We start from the raw sequence: 16,706 nt of genomic DNA on the forward strand, positions 1-16,706 counted from the left end.
GATATCAATAATTGGTATAGGGGATAAAGAGTGAAAACTTATGCTTACCCCCAAAATCGTTCGTGCTTTAGATGCGTATAAGCCCATTAGGGAGGATATTCTTTGTCGACGAAAACGACTTAATCAACCTGCCTCTTCGTTTCTGAGAAACGTGGCGATCGGTTATACAGGCGGGGAGTTGAACTTATCATTGAAGAAATCGCATCAGTATCCGGGGCAAAAGCAGGAGCTGGCTTTAAAGTATCTCCTCATAAACTGAGGCACCATGTGCAACTGTGCTCTACAACGAAGGAAAAGACGTCGATTTATTGGCCATCACGGAATTATTAGGTCATAAGGATCCAAACACAACAAAAATTTATACTACGGTTAATAAGGAAAAATGAGATCAATGGTTTCATCTAACCCACTAGAGAATATGTAGTTTCTATAGGACTGCAGCACAGAAAAGGCCAGGAGGGTACTTAATGTCGCTATACTTCAAGGTTTTTGTCTTTACGGTAATTCATTTTTTAGTTCATTATTAGGACATAACTCATAATTGATATGAAAAAGGCTGCCAACAAGAAAATTCTTTGTTTGGCAGCCTTTTTTTTGCGGTACTAGACTTACCATGACCTCTTACCAAATCATTTGTTCCCGTTCAATCTTTCAACAAAACAGACATTTTGTTGAAAGTTAAGAAACATGATAGACCACACAGTTTTGTATCCCCCCGGGTGGTGATGACTTGCCGGAGGACAATAAAAGACTTGAACTTATATCCCTTTTCCCCTTCGAGTTTTATTTATTTCAAAGCCTTCATCGCAATATCCGTCCGGTAATGCTTCCCGTCAAAATGGATCCGATCCAAATCCGCATAAGCTTTCTGACGAGCTTCGATGATATCTTTGCCGATTCCTGTGATGCCCAGAACGCGCCCGCCGTTGGTGACGATTTGTCCATCTACTAGTGCTGTCCCCGCGTGGAACACGAGCGAATCTTGAACCTGATCCAGCCCCGTGATCGGCAGACCTTTGGGATAAGCGGCCGGATAGCCCGGTGAAGCCACAATGACACAAACCGCTGCATCTTCGCTCCACTCGATCGGCTGCTCAGCCAATGTCCCGTTATTAATCGCCAGGAAAATATCCAGCAGATCCGTTTGCAGTCTTGGCAAAATAACCTGCGTCTCCGGATCGCCGAAGCGCGCGTTGAACTCAATCGTTTTCACACCGTTCGGGGTCAAAATCAGCCCCGCATACAGCACGCCTTTGAAAGGTCGGCCTTCTGCAACCATGGCATCAGCCGTAGGCTGCACGATTTTCTCAAGCGCCTCTTGCACGATGGATTCATGGATATGCGGCAGCGGGGAGTAAGTGCCCATTCCGCCCGTATTTGGCCCTTTATCGTTGTCAAACACAGGCTTGTGATCCTGCGAAGGCACCATTAGACGAACCGTGGAGCCGTCCACGAAAGCCAGCAAGGACATCTCTTGTCCTGTCAGGAATTCCTCAATAACGACGCTCGCGCCGGATTTGCCGAACACTTGATCCACCATAATATCGTTAAGCGCAGCTTCCGCTTCTTCCATCGTCTGGGCAACGGTCACGCCTTTACCAGCAGCCAAACCGTCCGCTTTGATTACGATCGGCGCTGTTTGTGTACGCAAGTAAGCCAGTGCTGGCTCATATGCATCAAAGGATTCATAAGTAGCTGTAGGAATGCTGTATTTTTTCAAAAGTTCCTTCATGAAAACCTTGCTGCCCTCGATAATCGCTGCATTAGCGCGCGGTCCGAAAGCGGCAATGCCGTTGGCTTCCAAATGATCGACCAAGCCTGCAGCTAACGGATCGTCAGGCGCTACCATGACCAGATCAATCGCTTGCTCCTTCGCAAATGCGCTGATTTCCTCGAATTGCAGCTCCGTAATTGGCACGCACTCTGCTAATCCGGCAATTCCGCCATTCCCCGGCGCACAGAACAATTTGCTGATTTTTGGGCTTTTGCTCAGTGACCACACAATCGCGTGCTCACGCCCGCCTCGTCCAATAACTAGTACACGCATGGTTAAAGTCCCCTCTCATGGGGAATGCCCACGGTCTCAGAAACGATCGTGAGCATTCTCAGTTGTTTTTAGTGTTTAAAATGACGTACGCCCGTCATGACCATAGCAATGCCATTTTCGTTGGCAACGCGAATGGATTCTTCGTCTTTGATCGAGCCGCCTGGCTGAATGACCGCCGTAATGCCGGCTTTTGCTGCCATTTCAAGCGTGTCGCCCATTGGGAAGAAAGCATCGGAGGAAAGCACGGAACCTTTGGATTTCTCGCCAGCTTGCTCGATGGCAATTTTGGCAGCGCCCACGCGGTTCATTTGACCAGCGCCCACACCTACCGTCATATCGTCTGCAACGAGGACAATCGCATTGGATTTAACGTGCTTAACTACTTTCCATGCGAAAAGTAATTGCTTCATCTCTTCCGCTGTCGGTTGACGCTCAGAGACAACTTTCAGATCCGCTTCCGTCAATTGGTAAGCATCGCTGGCTTGAACGAGCATGCCGCCTTCAACAGTTGTCAGCACTGGCTCTGATTGGCGACCAGCGATCGTATCTAAGCCGCTAACTCTAAGCAAGCGGATGTTTTTCTTTTTGGACAGGATATCGAGTGCTTCCGGTGTAAAATCAGGCGCGATCACGATTTCCAGGAAAATCTCATGCAGCAATTGCGCTGTCGCCTCATCAATCGCACGGTTGGCCGCTACGATACCACCGAAGATGGACGTAGGATCAGCATTGTACGCTTTGGTGTAAGCTTCTAGTACATTTGTACCAATGCCTACGCCGCAAGGATTCATGTGCTTAACGGCTACAACCGCAGGCTCGCTGAATTCTTTGACGATTTGGAGAGCTGTATTCGCATCATTAATATTGTTGTAGGATAATTCTTTACCATGCAATTGTTCAGCCGTCGTAATGTTCCCGGCAGCTGCATTCGGCTTGCGGTAGAAAGCCGCGCTTTGATGCGGGTTCTCCCCGTAGCGAAGCTCTTGCATTTTCTCATAAGTTACGGTGTAGCGCTCTGGGTAAGGCTCGCCTTGCAGGCCAGTCAAATAGTCGCCAATCAAAGCATCGTAAGCTCCTGTGTGACGGAACACTTTGGCTGCCAAACGCTTGCGCGTTTCCAGCGTCGTGTCGCCTGTCTCCTGGACTTCTTCCAACACTTTGGCATAGTCAGTCGTGTCTACGATAACGGAAACGAACGCATGGTTTTTCGCTGCAGAACGAAGCATCGTCGGTCCACCGATATCGATGTTCTCAATCGCATCTTCGTAAGTCACATCCGGCTTCGCAATCGTCTCCGCAAAAGGATACAAATTCACAACAACCAAATCAATATACTCCAAGCCAAGCTTCTTCATGCTCTCTTGGTGCTCTACGTTGTCACGAACAGCCAGTAATCCGCCGTGAACGTTCGGATGCAGCGTTTTGACGCGGCCATCCATGATCTCCGGGAATCCTGTCACTTCCGAAATACCGATAACCGGTACCCCTTTATCCTTCAACAAACTTAGCGTACCGCCTGTGGAAATGATCTCAACGCCCAGCTTCGTCAGCTCGCTTGCGAATTCAACGATACCCGTTTTATCGAAAACGCTGATGAGTGCTCTTTTGATTGCCACTATGCTTCCTCCCAGAAAATAGATATTTATATATCGTTTACGAGTACTTTTAGCGTTGAAAAATGAAAATAACTTCGGCTCAACTCTGCCTCTGCGGGGAAACCGAATCTTTAAGGCTGCTAAACAGCCTTAAAGCAGCCAATTCTGATGGGCAGCCTGACTCCGCCTCATGGTGGAAAACCGCCTCTTTAACGCTGTTAATCAGCCTTAAAGCAGCCAATTCTGACCAACAGCCTGACTTAGCGCTGCGGAACAACCCTACAGCCGCACGCCTACCCTGCGGCCATCCAGGCTCACGCGATCCTCGCGCAGCCAGCGGATCACCTGCGGCAGCAGCACGTGCTCGGCCGCATGAATCCGCTCCGCGAGCGATTCCGCGGTCTCGTGCTCGTGGATCTCCACGGCGCGCTGCGCGATGATCGGGCCGGAGTCCAGGCCGCCGTCCACGAAGTGCACGGTGACGCCGGTTTGCTTCACGCCGTACTCGACAGCTTGCTCGATCGCGCGCACGCCCGGAAAAGACGGCAGCAGCGATGGGTGAATGTTGATCATCCGCCCATAATAAGGCCCAACCAGCACATCCGTAATAATCCGCATGTAGCCAGCCATCACGATCAGATCAACCTGACGCTCTACAAGCTCCTTCAGTATAAGAGCTTCATAAGCCTCGCGGCTTTCATATTCCTTTGGACTGAACACGAACATAGGCACTTTCGCTTCCTTGGCGCGCTCAACCACGTAGGCTTTGGGCCGATCACAGACAAGAAGCTCGATGCTGACATCAAGCTTCCCCTTCTGTACCTGGTCCACGATCGCTTGGAAATTAGAACCGCTGCCCGAAGCAAAAATCGCAATCCGGTAAGGCTGCATTACACCTCAGCTCCTTGGAACGTCACGACACGCTCGCCCTCGGTTACAACACCCAGACGGTAGGCTTTCTCGCCTTGCGCTTCCGCTGCTGCAATAGCTTTCTCAGCATCGTCTGCGTTCACGATCACAACCATACCAATCCCCATGTTGAACGTACGGAACATATCGTTGTTCGAAATGCCGCCCTCACGCTGCATCAGCGCGAAGATCGGAAGAATCGGCCATGAGCCGTATTGAATCTCTACATTGACGCCTTCCGGCAGAACCCGTGGAATATTTTCGATGAAACCGCCGCCTGTAATATGCGCCATCCCTTTGATCGCTACATCTTCCAGCATCGCCAGAACCGGCTTCACATACAGCTTCGTTGGCTCAAGAAGCACATTACCCAGCTTGTCGCCCAGCTCTTCCACATGCCCTTGCAGCGTATAACCGCCATCTTCCAGCAAAAGCTTGCGCACAAGAGAGAACCCGTTGCTGTGCACGCCGCTTGAAGCCAGACCTAGAACTACGTCTCCAGGACGAATTGTTGTACCGTCGATTATTTTTTTCTTGTCAACGATTCCAACCGTAAAGCCGGCAATGTCATACTCCCCTGACGCATACATGCCCGGCATTTCCGCCGTTTCCCCGCCGATGAGTGAGCAGCCAGACTGCGCACAACCATCAGCGATCCCTTTAACAATTGCTTCAATTTTCTCAGGAATAACTTTATCGCAAGCCAGATAATCAAGGAAGAACAACGGCTCCGCACCTTGAACGATAATATCGTTCACACACATCGCAACAGCGTCAATCCCGATCGTATCGTGCTTATCCATTGCAAAAGCGATCTTCAGCTTCGTGCCCACGCCATCCGTACCCGATACGAGCACAGGCTCCTCATACTTGTCTTTGTTCAAGCTGAACAGCCCGCCGAAGCCTCCGAGGTCCGTTAACACTTCAGGACGGAATGTCCGTTTGACGTGCTTTTTCATCCGTTCTACGGCTTCGTTCCCTGCTGCGATATCGACTCCAGCCTTTTTGTAAGCATCTGACACGTCGCTTCCACTCCTTAGTTTTGTCTATGTATCGGGGGGCGTCCGCCTAAGCATCCGGCCCTCCCGTTGTGTATCCCAATTTTTAGCATTTCCCTATTGATTACCCAATTAATCGCAAGCACAACCAACTTTCGTCACATCGACGATTTCCGTTGGATAGCTGTTATCGAAACAAGCCGTACAATAGCCGCTGTCTGCACCTGCAGAGCCTTGACCGATCGAATCAAGCAGTCCCTCTTTGGTTAAAAAGTGAAGGGAATCCGCATTGATCGCTTTGCGAATTTCTTCGATGGAATTCATCGCAGCGATCAGTTCCTTGCGGTCCGGAGTATCAATCCCGTAGTAGCAAGGGTTCATGAATGGCGGCGAAGAAATCCGCACATGCACTTCCGTAGCGCCAGCTTCTCTCAGCAAGTTGACGATGCGCAGCGACGTTGTTCCACGGACGATGGAATCATCGATCATGACAACGCGTTTGCCTTCAACCACTTTGCGCACAGCGCTCAGCTTCATTTTGACCCCTTGCTCCCGCAGCTCCTGGCTTGGAATGATGAACGTCCGGCCTGTATAGCGGTTCTTGATCAGACCCAGCTCATACGGGATACCCGTTTGTTCCGCAAAACCAATTGCCGCCGAAATACTGGAATCCGGCACGCCCGTCACGATATCCGCGTCCACGAACGCCTCCATCGCCAAACGTTTCCCCATCCGCTTACGCGCAGAGTGAATGTTCACTGTATCAATATCGCTGTCTGGACGAGCGAAGTAAATGTACTCCATCGCACAGATCGCACGCTTGCCACCCTCAACAAACTGTTCCGAATGGAAGCCGTCGCGATCCAGCACAATAATCTCACCAGGCTGCACATCACGGAAATACGTCGCTCCCACGGCATCAAAAGCACAAGTCTCGGAAGCGAACAAGTACGCATCGCCAAGGCGGCCAATCATGAAAGGACGCAATCCATTCGGATCAAGCGCAGCAATCAACTTATCTTTGGTAATGATCAAAAAGGCGAATCCGCCAACCACTTGATGCAAAGCATCCTTCACCGCATCCACGATATCATCATGTTCCGAACGGGCAATCAAATGCGCCAGAACTTCGGTATCGCTAGTCGTTTGGAAAATAGATCCCTTACGCTCAAGCTCCCGCTTGATAATGTTCGCATTATCGAGGTTGCCGTTCGTTGCAATCGCCAGATCGCCCTCGCGATACTTGAATACGAGCGGCTGCGCATTCGCAAGCTTGCTTTCGCCAGCTGTTGAATAACGCACATGCGCGATCGCCGTAGAACCTGTCAGAGGATGCAGATTATCGTTCGTAAACACCTCTTTGGCAAGTCCCATGCCGCGATAATAATTGAACTTACCGTCTTCAACTGTACAAATGCCGGCACTTTCCTGTCCGCGATGCTGCAGGGCATGAAGCCCGTAGTAGCACAGAGAGGAGGCATCGGGATGACCATACACCCCGAACACGCCACACTCTTCATTCAGCTTATCCAACAATCCGCCTTGGCCGCCTACACCCTCGTTGAAATACTCGCCAGTCCAAAGCTCATGCTGAGCCTCCCCAAGTGTAACTAGGGGAGCCACAGGAAGCTTCAGGGCCTCGGATTGTTTTATGCCATTAGACATGGGATCGCATCCTTCCAGACTTTCGCCAGCTCGCTTACCGGAGACTGGAGACGCTGTTCGTTGTTGATTTGGATCGTCAAATCTGCACCCGTTACGGTTCCGATTTCTTCATACGGCACGCCTTGAGAAGCAATCCAGTGCTTCAAAGCGTCTGCTTTGTCAGGTTTTGCACTTAGTAGAATACGGGACTGCGTTTCACTGAACAATGCGAAATCAGGGCGAAGCTCAGACGTTACATTTACTGCTGCGCCAACGCTGCCACTGATACAGCTTTCAGCCAAAGCTACAGCCAATCCGCCTTCGGACAAGTCATGCGCAGAAGCGACAAGACCTTCTTGAATGGCTTTCAATACCGCATTTTGCAAGCGTTTCTCTGTTGCTAAGTCAAGCTCAGGCGGACGGCCTTCGGTTACATTGTGAATCACATATTGGAATTCGCTGCCGCCGAGTTCAGCTTTCGTCTCGCCGAGCAGGATGATGATGTCGCCTTCGTTTTTGAAGCCTTGTGTCGTGATGTGGTCGATGTCGTGAATAAGACCAACCATTCCGATGACTGGCGTCGGGTAGATCGCGCCTTTGGAATTCTCGTTGTACAGCGAGACATTCCCGCCGATAACCGGCGTATCCAGGAAGCGGCAAGCTTCTGCCATACCGTCAGTGGATTTCTCCAACTGCCAGAAGATTTCCGGTTTGTCCGGGCTGCCGAAGTTCAGGTTGTCCGTTACAGCCAGCGGCTCAGCGCCGGAGCAGACCACGTTGCGCGCTGCTTCGGAAACGGCGATCCGTCCGCCAACTTCCGGATCCAGATACACGTAGCGTCCGTTGCAGTCGGTTGTCATCGCGAGGCCCTTGCGGGTTCCGCGAATGGTTACAACCGCCGCATCCGATCCCGGACGCACAGCTGTTTCTGTACGAACCATGTAGTCATACTGGTTGTACACCCACTCTTTGCTCGCTACCGTCGGGGACGCGAGAACAGCCTTAAGCGCATCTGTCAACTTCGTTACCTCTGGGTAACGAGTTGTATCGATGGCTGCGCTAGCTTCGTAATAAGCCGGCACTTTGCTCGGCTTATTGTACACCGGGCACTCGTCGACGAGTGCGCCGACAGGCATGTTCCCCACGACTTCACCGTGGTGGATCAATTTCAGGTAACCGTCATCGGTTACCTTGCCGACTTTGGCGCAGTGGAGACCCCAGCGCTCGAAGATGCCCTTGGCTTGCGCCTCATGCTTCGGTTCAACCACGAAAAGCATACGCTCTTGAGACTCAGACAGCATCATTTCATATGCCGTCATGCCGTCTTCGCGCTGTGGAACTTCATCCAGGTACAGCTCCATGCCGTTGCCTGCTTTACTTGCCATCTCAGCGCTGGAACAAGTGAGTCCCGCTGCGCCCATATCTTGAATTCCGAGCACGATGCCGGAATCGATTAACTCTAAGCATGCTTCCAGCACAAGCTTTTCCATGAAAGGATCGCCGACTTGCACCGCTGGACGCTTGGCTTCAGACTCAGCCGTCAGCTCTTCGGACGCGAAAGTCGCACCGTGAATGCCGTCGCGGCCCGTTGCCGGCCCTACGTAGAACACCGGGTTGCCAACACCTTTGGCAACACCGCGTTGGATCATGTCGTGGTCGATCAGACCAACGCACATGGCGTTAACAAGCGGGTTTCCTTCGTAGCTTTCGTCGAACATCACTTCGCCGCCAACCGTTGGAATCCCGATGCAGTTCCCATAACCAGCGATACCGGATACCACGTGCTCGAACAAGTACTTCACACGATCGTTTTGCAGCTTGCCGAAACGCAAGGAGTTCAGCAGCGCTACAGGGCGAGCGCCCATGGAGAAAATATCACGAATAATACCGCCCACACCAGTCGCCGCGCCTTGGTAAGGCTCGATGGCGGAAGGGTGGTTATGACTTTCAATTTTGAAAACGACGGCTTGGTTGTCGCCGATATCTACGATTCCTGCGCCTTCGCCAGGTCCCATCAGAACGCGAGGTCCTGTCACAGGGAATTTGCGAAGCACCGGTTTGGAATTTTTGTAAGAACAATGCTCGGACCACATAACGCTGAATACGCCGATCTCCACATAGTTCGGATTGCGTCCAAGGAAGCCGCAAATTTTGGCAAACTCTTCGTCGGTTACGCCCATTTGCTTGTAAATTTTCTGTTCCGCGATTTGTTCGGCTGATGGTTCCTTAGCGGATAGCTGCTGCGTCATGTTTCTCCCTCCAAGCGCTTAGAATTGATGTGAACATTTTCTTGCCGTCTGCTGAGCCCAGAATCTCGTGAACCGCACGTTCCGGATGGGGCATCATGCCAACAACATTGCCTGCTTTGTTGCTGATTCCTGCGATATCGTCCAATGATCCGTTCGGGTTGCTGCCTGCTTCATAACGGAACACGATTTGTTTGTTTTCTTGCAATTCCTTCAGTGTTGCATCATCACAATAATAATTGCCTTCGCCATGAGCGATAGGAATCGTGATGATCTCGCCTTCCGCATAGTCACGCGTGAAAGCCGTCGTGTTGTTCTCTACTTTGAGCGCCGTTTGGTGACAGCGGAACTTCATGCCATTGTTGCGCAGCAGCGCTCCTGGCAACAATCTTGCTTCCGTCAACACTTGGAATCCGTTACAAATACCTAGAATGTATTTGCCTTCTTCCGCCGCTTTCACAACGGATTTCATAACATTCGTGAATTGTGCAATAGCTCCGCAGCGCAGGTAATCTCCATAAGAGAATCCGCCTGGAACTAGGATGCAATCATATTTAGACAAGTCGCTTTCTGTATGCCATACGTAGTCAACCGGTTCACCGATTGAATCTTCGATTGCTTTGTACAAATCGATATCGCAGTTCGATCCCGGAAAAACGAGAACCGCAAAATTCATGACGTGTTCCTCCTTTTAAGTGGTAAGCCTATTCGGTATGTTACGCCAACTCGTAGCGGTAATCTTCGATAACCGTGTTCGCAAGCAGCTTCTCGCACATCGCCTTCACGCGTGCTTCTGCTTCTGCTTTATCCGTTGTTCCCAGCTCAAGCTCCAAATATTTGCCAATGCGCACCTTGCCAACTTCCTCAAACCCCATCGAATGAAGCGCTCCTTGCACCGCAGTTCCTTGAACATCCAATACGTTCTGCTTGATCGTTACGTAGACCGTTGCTTTCATTTGTAATCTCTCCTTAGCGTTATTCGCCAGTTGATCTGGCAGCGGCATAGTTAGGAGCCCATTTAGAAGTCCCTAAGGGCTCTTATTTCTCATTTTTCTTCCACGTTTGATGAAATAGAAGCTCCTAAGGACTCTTATTCCTCTAAAAGGCAGCTATTTCATTGGTTTTCATGCAAATAAGAGGCTTTAAGGGCTCTTATTCTGCATTTATTGCTCATTTCCCTGAAAATAAGAGGCCCTAAAGGCTCTTATTCCCCATTCCGAGGCGGGGGCACGCACGAATGCGTAATCTTAGGACGAGCATCCGCTCAAACTAAAGCCCCACTACGTGTCAGCCCCGGTAATTCAGCCCCCTGCAATCCACTACTCCGTCAAACGACGCAAAATCTCTTTATACCGATTGGACGTCTCTTCCACAACAGAAGCCGGAAGCTCGTCTGGCTCGCTGTTTTTGTCCCAGCCCGAACCCGCCAAGTACGTACGAACAGGCTCTTTGTCCATCGAATCAATCTCGATATCGAGCGCATAATTCTCTTGTGACCAATAACGGGAGGAATCCGGTGTGAAAATCTCATCAATAATAATAAGTTCACCGGCATAAATGCCGAATTCGAATTTCGTGTCTGCTAAAATAATGCCTTTTTGCTCACAAATCGCATGCGCAAGCGTGTAAAGCATGATGCTTTTCTCTTGCAGCTCGTAAGTCAGGTTCTCACCGACCAACGCCGCCATTTGTTCCACGGAAATGTCTTCATCATGACCGACATCATTTTTCGCCGCAGGCGTGAAAATGGGATCTTCCAGCCGTTGATTCTTCCGCAGTCCTTCAGGAAGCTTGCGGCCGTTAATCTCGCCAGTCTGAGCGTACTGTCTCCAGCCGTTGCCTGTGATGTAGCCGCGAACTACACACTCGATGGAGATGCGCTCTGCTTTTTTGGCGACAATAATTCGCTCCTTCAGAAGCTCTCTCGCCTCTGCATCAGGAATGATAGCGTGAAGTTGTTCCACGTCCGTGTGCACGATATGGTTCTTCATGTAGCCGCTCGTCACGTTGAACCAGTATTTGCTCAGTGCATTCAGCACGTAGCCTTTGTCCGGAACATCCGGTTTCAACATATAATCGAACGCCGAGATGCGGTCCGTTACGACGATCAAGAAGTTCTCTCCCAAATCATACAACTCGCGCACTTTGCCTTTGTGAACAAGCGGCGCTTTCAACAGCTCTACCGCTGAATCAAGGATTTTCGTGATCACAGCCAACATTCCCCTCTCCCCTCATTGCAAATGCTATTTCAAACCTAAACGGTCAAAGATCGTGTCCACGTGTTTCAAATGCCAGCTTGGATCGAAGCAATCTCCGATTTCTGCTGGGCTTAACGCCTCAGTAATAACGGAAGCATTCTCTACGATGTCGCGGAAAGAACGTTGTTCTTCCCAAGCTTGCATCGCTCTTGGTTGAACCGTATCGTACGCTTGCTCACGCGAAAAGCCTTTGTCGATCAGCTTCGTCATCACACGGCCAGAGAAAGGAACATCATACGTGCTGCGCATGTTGCGTTTCATGTTCTCAGGGAACACCGTCAAGTTCTTGATGATGTTGCCTAGGCGGTTCAGCATGTAGTTGAGCAATTGCGTTGCATCCGGCAGGATAATACGCTCTACGGAGGAGTGCGAGATATCGCGCTCATGCCATAGCGTCACGTTCTCATAAGCGGAAACCATATGTCCGCGAATTACGCGAGACAGGCCGGAGATGCTTTCGCAGCCGATCGGGTTGCGCTTGTGCGGCATCGCGGAGGAACCTTTTTGACCCTTAGCGAACGGCTCTTCCACTTCACGGAACTCACTCTTCTGAAGCGCGCGAATTTCTGTTGCGAATTTATCCAGGGAAGTAGCAACCAAAGCAATTGTTGCCATGTATTCCGCGTGACGATCACGCTGCAAAGTTTGCGTCGAGATTGGAGCAGCTTTCGTACCCAATTTGTCGCAGACATATTGCTCAACGAAGGGGTCGATGTTCGCGTAAGTACCGACAGCACCGGAGATTTTACCGAATTGTACGCCGTCAGCGGCAAAACGGAAACGCTCCAAATTACGCTTCATTTCCTCGTACCAAAGCGCCATTTTCAGACCGAAAGTCGTCGGCTCTGCATGTACGCCATGCGTTCTGCCCATCATCGCTGTATCTTTATGTTCAATCGCTTTATTGCGAAGGATTTCAATGAAATTCTGAATGTCTTTGTCTAAGATCTCGTTCGCTTGTCTCAACAAGTAGCCAAGTGCTGTATCAACAACGTCGGTCGATGTTAAACCGTAGTGAACCCATTTGCGCTCAGGCCCGAGCGTTTCGGACACGGCTCTTGTGAAGGCGATCACGTCATGACGCGTCTCTTGCTCGATTTCGTAAATGCGGTCGATGTTGAAGCTCGCGTTTTCGCGCAGTACCTTCACATCTTCCTTAGGAATGACGCCAAGCTCAGACCAAGCCTCGCAAGAAAGAATTTCGACTTCCAACCATGCTTGAAACTTGTTTTGTTCCGTCCAAATGTTCGCCATTTCCGGGCGCGTATAACGTTCGATCATTGTGCCGTTCCTCCAATAATTATCATTTACTTACTTTCCCAAATGCTCGTGCGTTCTATCCAAGTCAGTGCATGCTGCACATTGCTTGCCAGGAGATTGATATGTCCCATCTTGCGTTTCTCTTTGGCTTCTTTCTTGCCATACAGATGAACCTTCGCGCTTACGCCTAAATCTTCAGCTTCCAGGAAGCCTGGCTGGTCGATTAAGCTTTGCAGCGGCTCGATATGTTCACCAAGCAGATTCACCATCACGACAGGGGTCAGAAGCTCAGTTGAACCCAGCGGCAGGTTGCAAATCGCGCGAACATGCTGCTCGAACTGCGAAGTTCGGCACGCTTCCATCGTGTAATGACCGGAATTGTGCGGGCGTGGCGCCAGCTCATTCACATAAAGCTGACCATCCTTCGTTAAAAACAGCTCAACAGCGATCAATCCGATGACGCCAAGCGATTCGGCGATGCGAATGGCCAGCTGCTCCGCTTCCTGCTGCACTTCGACTGGAATGCGAGCCGGTACGATGGATTGATGCAGGATGTTATGTACATGTATGTTTTCCGCTGCCGGGAAAGCTTTCACTTCCCCACGAGGACTTCTCGCGGCAATGACGGATAATTCTTTGTCAAAATGAATGAATTGTTCGAGCACCAGCTCCGTTTTGGCGCGGTTCAGTGTCTCGTAGGCTTCTTCAACTTCATCTAAAGAGCGAATGACCCACTGTCCTTTGCCGTCGTAGCCGCCAGTAGCCGTCTTGAGCACACTCGGTGTGCCGAAGCGAATGACTGCTTCTTGGAGCTCCGCTGCGCTGCCGATTTCCGCGTAAGGCGCAACAGGCACGCCAGCAGCTTCAATCGCTCTCTTTTCCCGCAGACGATGCTGGGTTGTATATAAAAGTTCGCTCCCTTGGGGAACATAGGATTCGTTCATCAAAATGTTCGTGACATGGGCATCGACATTCTCGAATTCGTACGTGATCACATCCGAGCGCGCCGCCAGCTTCCTCGCGGCCTCGACATCGTCGAAGTTCGCCAGGATCTGCTCATCGGCGACTTGACCGCAAGGCGCGTCTTCCGTCGGGTCGAGCGTCACGAAGCGATACCCCATATTGCGGCCGGCCAAGGCCAGCATGCGGCCTAACTGCCCGCCGCCCAGGACGCCAATCGTGGCGCCTGGTTTGATGATCTTGTCATCTGCTGCTGTCATAGCAGGTCACTGCTTTCGATCACCGTTTGCGCGATGCGCTCACGACGTGCTCTGACCTTCGCTTGCAGCTCCGGTTCGAAGGCGCCGAGGATTTGCGCCGCCAGCAAGCCTGCATTCGTAGCTCCCGCATGGCCGATAGCCACCGTGGCCACCGGAATGCCGCCTGGCATTTGCACGATGGACAGCAAGGAATCCAGTCCGTTCAGCGTGGACGTCTTCACGGGAACACCAATAACCGGTAGCTCCGTTTTGGCTGCTACCATTCCTGGTAGATGCGCCGCCCCGCCTGCTCCGGCAATAATCACTTGGATCCCACGGCCTGCCGCCGCGGCTGCATATTCAAACATCAAATCTGGCGTTCTGTGCGCGGATACCACCTTTTTCTCGTAGGGCACTCCGAGCTCTTCCAACATGTCGCATGCGTGCTTCATCGTTTCCCAATCCGACTGGCTTCCCATTATGACACCAACACGTACCGTCATCTCAAACCCACTCTCATATAGTTAAGTCGTTTCAAAAGCTTGGCTCTTAAAACTTTCATTTCCAATAAATTCAATCCAGTCAACCTCTAAACCCAAAAAACGCCCAGAGCTAGAATACATGATTCTATCCGTGGACAGCAAAAGAACCGAATGCAAAAAGACCATCATCTTCCTATGGTTTCCCTCATTCGCTTCCTCGTAGTCCAAAAATTAATGGTTTTTGGGTAGAAACTTTCAGGCCTTATCCCTGATTTTATACGAGTTGATTCGACATTTTCAATTAGTGCGGGTTCATTTCCCGCTTCCCTAGTTTACTACCAACTGACGTGCCATGTCAATTTCAAAAAGCGAACGTTTTTCAACTATTTCTTTCGTATAGTTCGTTTTTAGGCATTGTTTTTCCAATAAACACCGGTTTATATCTTCTTTTCCGTTTTCGCTCCTCCTTACGTGATCCATATACTCGGAGAGATTCGAGGAAAGCGCGTTCAATTATTTTCGACAAATCCAAAAAAAATACTTCGAACCTTCTAAATAGACGCACCGTCTAATTCATAAATCATTAAATAAATGCCACAAAGGAGAGATATTAATGAAAAAGAATATGCCCGCATTACTGAAAATCACTTTGGCCACAGCCCTGCTAGTCGCTGCAAGCCCAGCCCTGCTCCAGCAGGCAAGCGTTTATGCCCAGACGGAAAGCAGCGATTTCGAGATTAAGCTTGCCCCTTTGAAAATCCAGATCGAAGATCAACTCCTGGAAGTGCCAGGTGGCAAATCGATTGACGGCGACACCTATGTCGGCCTTTCTTTTCTCAGCCAAAAGCTTGGCTTAACGACAGCCTGGGATGAGGCCACAAAAACAGTTACCGTCAGCGCCCCCAACAAGAAAATGAGCATGATGAATCAAAGTACGAAATATGCGATGAATGGCCGTGAATTTTACAAACCTCTGCCGCCTGTCATCGTGGACGGAACCACCTACTTGCCGCTGCGTTTGCTCCTTGAACAAATGGGCTACCAAATCGGATACAACGATCAAAACCATGTAGTTTCCATTACTAAAATTCAAGAAAACGAACTCACCTTGACGAACAAGTCCGATTCGAAAAAAATAACCGACAATCAAAATATTACGATAGATTATCCTCAAATTGAAGGATGGGCCAATTCCGCGGCAAGCGCGAAAATTAACGCATTCATTCAAAGCGAGGTAGAGAAATATAAAGATGCTGCCAACAAAGAGCTAAGCAAAAGCGGCAACGAGTACCCGTATTCTATGGATGTCAATTATCAGATCACGTACAATCAGAAGCACAAACTTAGTCTCTACTTTGAGGTATATACATTTACAGGCGGCGCCCACGGGTTCACAACGCATGATGCTCATACGTTCGATCTGGATACGGGGAATGAGCTGAGCCTTCAGCAGGTGACTTCGAATAATACCAATTACAAGACCATCATCAATCAAGAGATTAAAAAGCAATTGAAAGAAAGACAAATAGAGTCCGATCTACTCGAACCATTCGAATCCATCCGTGACGATCAGGGCTTTTATTTGAAAGATGACACGGTTGTCGTGTACTTTGGCCTGTACGAATATGTTCCTTATGTGATGGGCATTCTAGAATTCCCGATTCCATTGTCTGCTTTTGCAGCGGCAAAATAAAGATAGCTAAAGCGCCCCAATCGACTACTCGAGGCTAGATCCTCTTTGTAGCGAGTGGGGCGCTTCTTTTTACCCTTATGAGCTTAAAGCAGCTTCATATCGTATGGAGCTTCCGATCACGGCGAGCTCTTTCACCAAACCAAGCTGTTTAAATACGTGCAAACTGCTGTTCACTGTCATGGCATTAATCGTCGGATATTTGACCATTAACGCTTCACAAATATCTTTCACCGTCGTATAGCTGCGTTGCGCGTACAGATATTCCAATAACGCATACCGCTGCGGGGTTAAATGAATGTTTTTGGAACGCATGCGCTGCAGCGCTTGTTCAAGATCATGATGGACCATTCTGGAAACCTCCTCTACGAGTTGCTG

General features: G+C 50.1%; 15 protein-coding genes and 1 riboswitch. Of the genes, 2 read left to right on the forward strand and 13 right to left on the reverse strand.

The window, feature by feature from the left end:
• The first annotated feature begins 275 nt into the window (after positions 1-275).
• Complete coding sequence (locus IEY34_RS37965) at positions 276-386, forward strand: hypothetical protein (protein ID WP_189019113.1); 111 nt, start codon at positions 276-278, stop codon at positions 384-386.
• Positions 387-787: 401 nt separating this feature from the next.
• On the opposite strand, the gene purD is transcribed toward IEY34_RS37965, so the two are convergent.
• The 12 genes from purD to purE form a co-directional block, all read right to left on the reverse strand.
• Entirely contained in the window at positions 788-2,047 is a 1,260-nt protein-coding gene (purD, locus tag IEY34_RS30350; protein WP_189019115.1) for a phosphoribosylamine--glycine ligase, read from the reverse strand.
• A 68-nt stretch (positions 2,048-2,115) separates the two neighbouring features.
• Positions 2,116-3,663, reverse strand: a complete 1,548-nt coding sequence (gene purH, locus IEY34_RS30355) for a bifunctional phosphoribosylaminoimidazolecarboxamide formyltransferase/IMP cyclohydrolase (RefSeq protein ID WP_189019117.1) — start codon at positions 3,661-3,663, stop codon at positions 2,116-2,118.
• Positions 3,664-3,921: 258 nt separating this feature from the next.
• Positions 3,922-4,533, reverse strand: a complete 612-nt coding sequence (gene purN, locus IEY34_RS30360; RefSeq protein ID WP_189019118.1) for a phosphoribosylglycinamide formyltransferase — start codon at positions 4,531-4,533, stop codon at positions 3,922-3,924.
• Positions 4,533-5,573, reverse strand: coding sequence for a phosphoribosylformylglycinamidine cyclo-ligase (gene purM, locus IEY34_RS30365; protein ID WP_079414616.1), 1,041 nt, complete (start codon positions 5,571-5,573; stop codon positions 4,533-4,535). Before purM ends, purN begins: the two co-directional genes overlap by 1 nt.
• 108 nt (positions 5,574-5,681) lie before the next feature.
• Entirely contained in the window at positions 5,682-7,214 is a 1,533-nt protein-coding gene (purF, locus tag IEY34_RS30370) for an amidophosphoribosyltransferase (RefSeq protein ID WP_189019119.1), read from the reverse strand.
• Positions 7,199-9,442 carry a phosphoribosylformylglycinamidine synthase subunit PurL gene (purL, locus tag IEY34_RS30375; protein ID WP_189019120.1) on the reverse strand — a complete coding sequence of 748 codons (2,244 nt, stop codon included), beginning with the start codon at positions 9,440-9,442 and terminating at the stop codon, positions 7,199-7,201. Before purL ends, purF begins: the two co-directional genes overlap by 16 nt.
• A complete protein-coding gene (gene purQ, locus IEY34_RS30380) occupies positions 9,420-10,115 on the reverse strand; it encodes a phosphoribosylformylglycinamidine synthase subunit PurQ (protein ID WP_079414613.1) in 696 nt (231 codons plus the stop codon). The genes purL and purQ overlap by 23 nt, the downstream gene beginning before the upstream one ends.
• Positions 10,116-10,155: 40 nt before the next feature.
• Complete coding sequence (purS, locus tag IEY34_RS30385; protein ID WP_079414612.1) at positions 10,156-10,395, reverse strand: phosphoribosylformylglycinamidine synthase subunit PurS; 240 nt, start codon at positions 10,393-10,395, stop codon at positions 10,156-10,158.
• 363 nt (positions 10,396-10,758) lie between these two features.
• A complete protein-coding gene (locus tag IEY34_RS30390; RefSeq protein ID WP_189019121.1) occupies positions 10,759-11,658 on the reverse strand; it encodes a phosphoribosylaminoimidazolesuccinocarboxamide synthase in 900 nt (299 codons plus the stop codon).
• A gap of 24 nt (positions 11,659-11,682) precedes the next feature.
• Positions 11,683-12,978, reverse strand: coding sequence for an adenylosuccinate lyase (gene purB, locus IEY34_RS30395; protein WP_189019130.1), 1,296 nt, complete (start codon positions 12,976-12,978; stop codon positions 11,683-11,685).
• Between the two features lie 26 nt (positions 12,979-13,004).
• Positions 13,005-14,177, reverse strand: coding sequence for a 5-(carboxyamino)imidazole ribonucleotide synthase (gene purK, locus IEY34_RS30400; RefSeq protein ID WP_189019132.1), 1,173 nt, complete (start codon positions 14,175-14,177; stop codon positions 13,005-13,007).
• Positions 14,174-14,659, reverse strand: a complete 486-nt coding sequence (gene purE, locus IEY34_RS30405; protein ID WP_079414608.1) for a 5-(carboxyamino)imidazole ribonucleotide mutase — start codon at positions 14,657-14,659, stop codon at positions 14,174-14,176. Before purE ends, purK begins: the two co-directional genes overlap by 4 nt.
• Positions 14,660-14,838: 179 nt before the next feature.
• Positions 14,839-14,940: riboswitch (purine riboswitch) on the reverse strand.
• A 311-nt stretch (positions 14,941-15,251) separates the two neighbouring features.
• Between purE and IEY34_RS30410 the strand changes: the two genes are divergently transcribed.
• Positions 15,252-16,331: a stalk domain-containing protein gene (locus IEY34_RS30410; protein ID WP_189019134.1), complete on the forward strand. Its 1,080-nt coding sequence runs from the start codon at positions 15,252-15,254 to the stop codon at positions 16,329-16,331.
• A gap of 75 nt (positions 16,332-16,406) precedes the next feature.
• Here the strand turns inward: IEY34_RS30410 and IEY34_RS30415 are convergent, their stop codons facing one another.
• On the reverse strand, positions 16,407-16,679 hold the full coding sequence (locus tag IEY34_RS30415) for a Fur family transcriptional regulator (RefSeq protein WP_079414606.1): 273 nt from the start codon (positions 16,677-16,679) through the stop codon (positions 16,407-16,409).
• Positions 16,680-16,706: the final 27 nt, after the last annotated feature.

The organism is Paenibacillus marchantiophytorum (assembly GCF_014640555.1).
GTDB lineage: Bacteria > Bacillota > Bacilli > Paenibacillales > NBRC-103111 > Paenibacillus_E > Paenibacillus_E marchantiophytorum.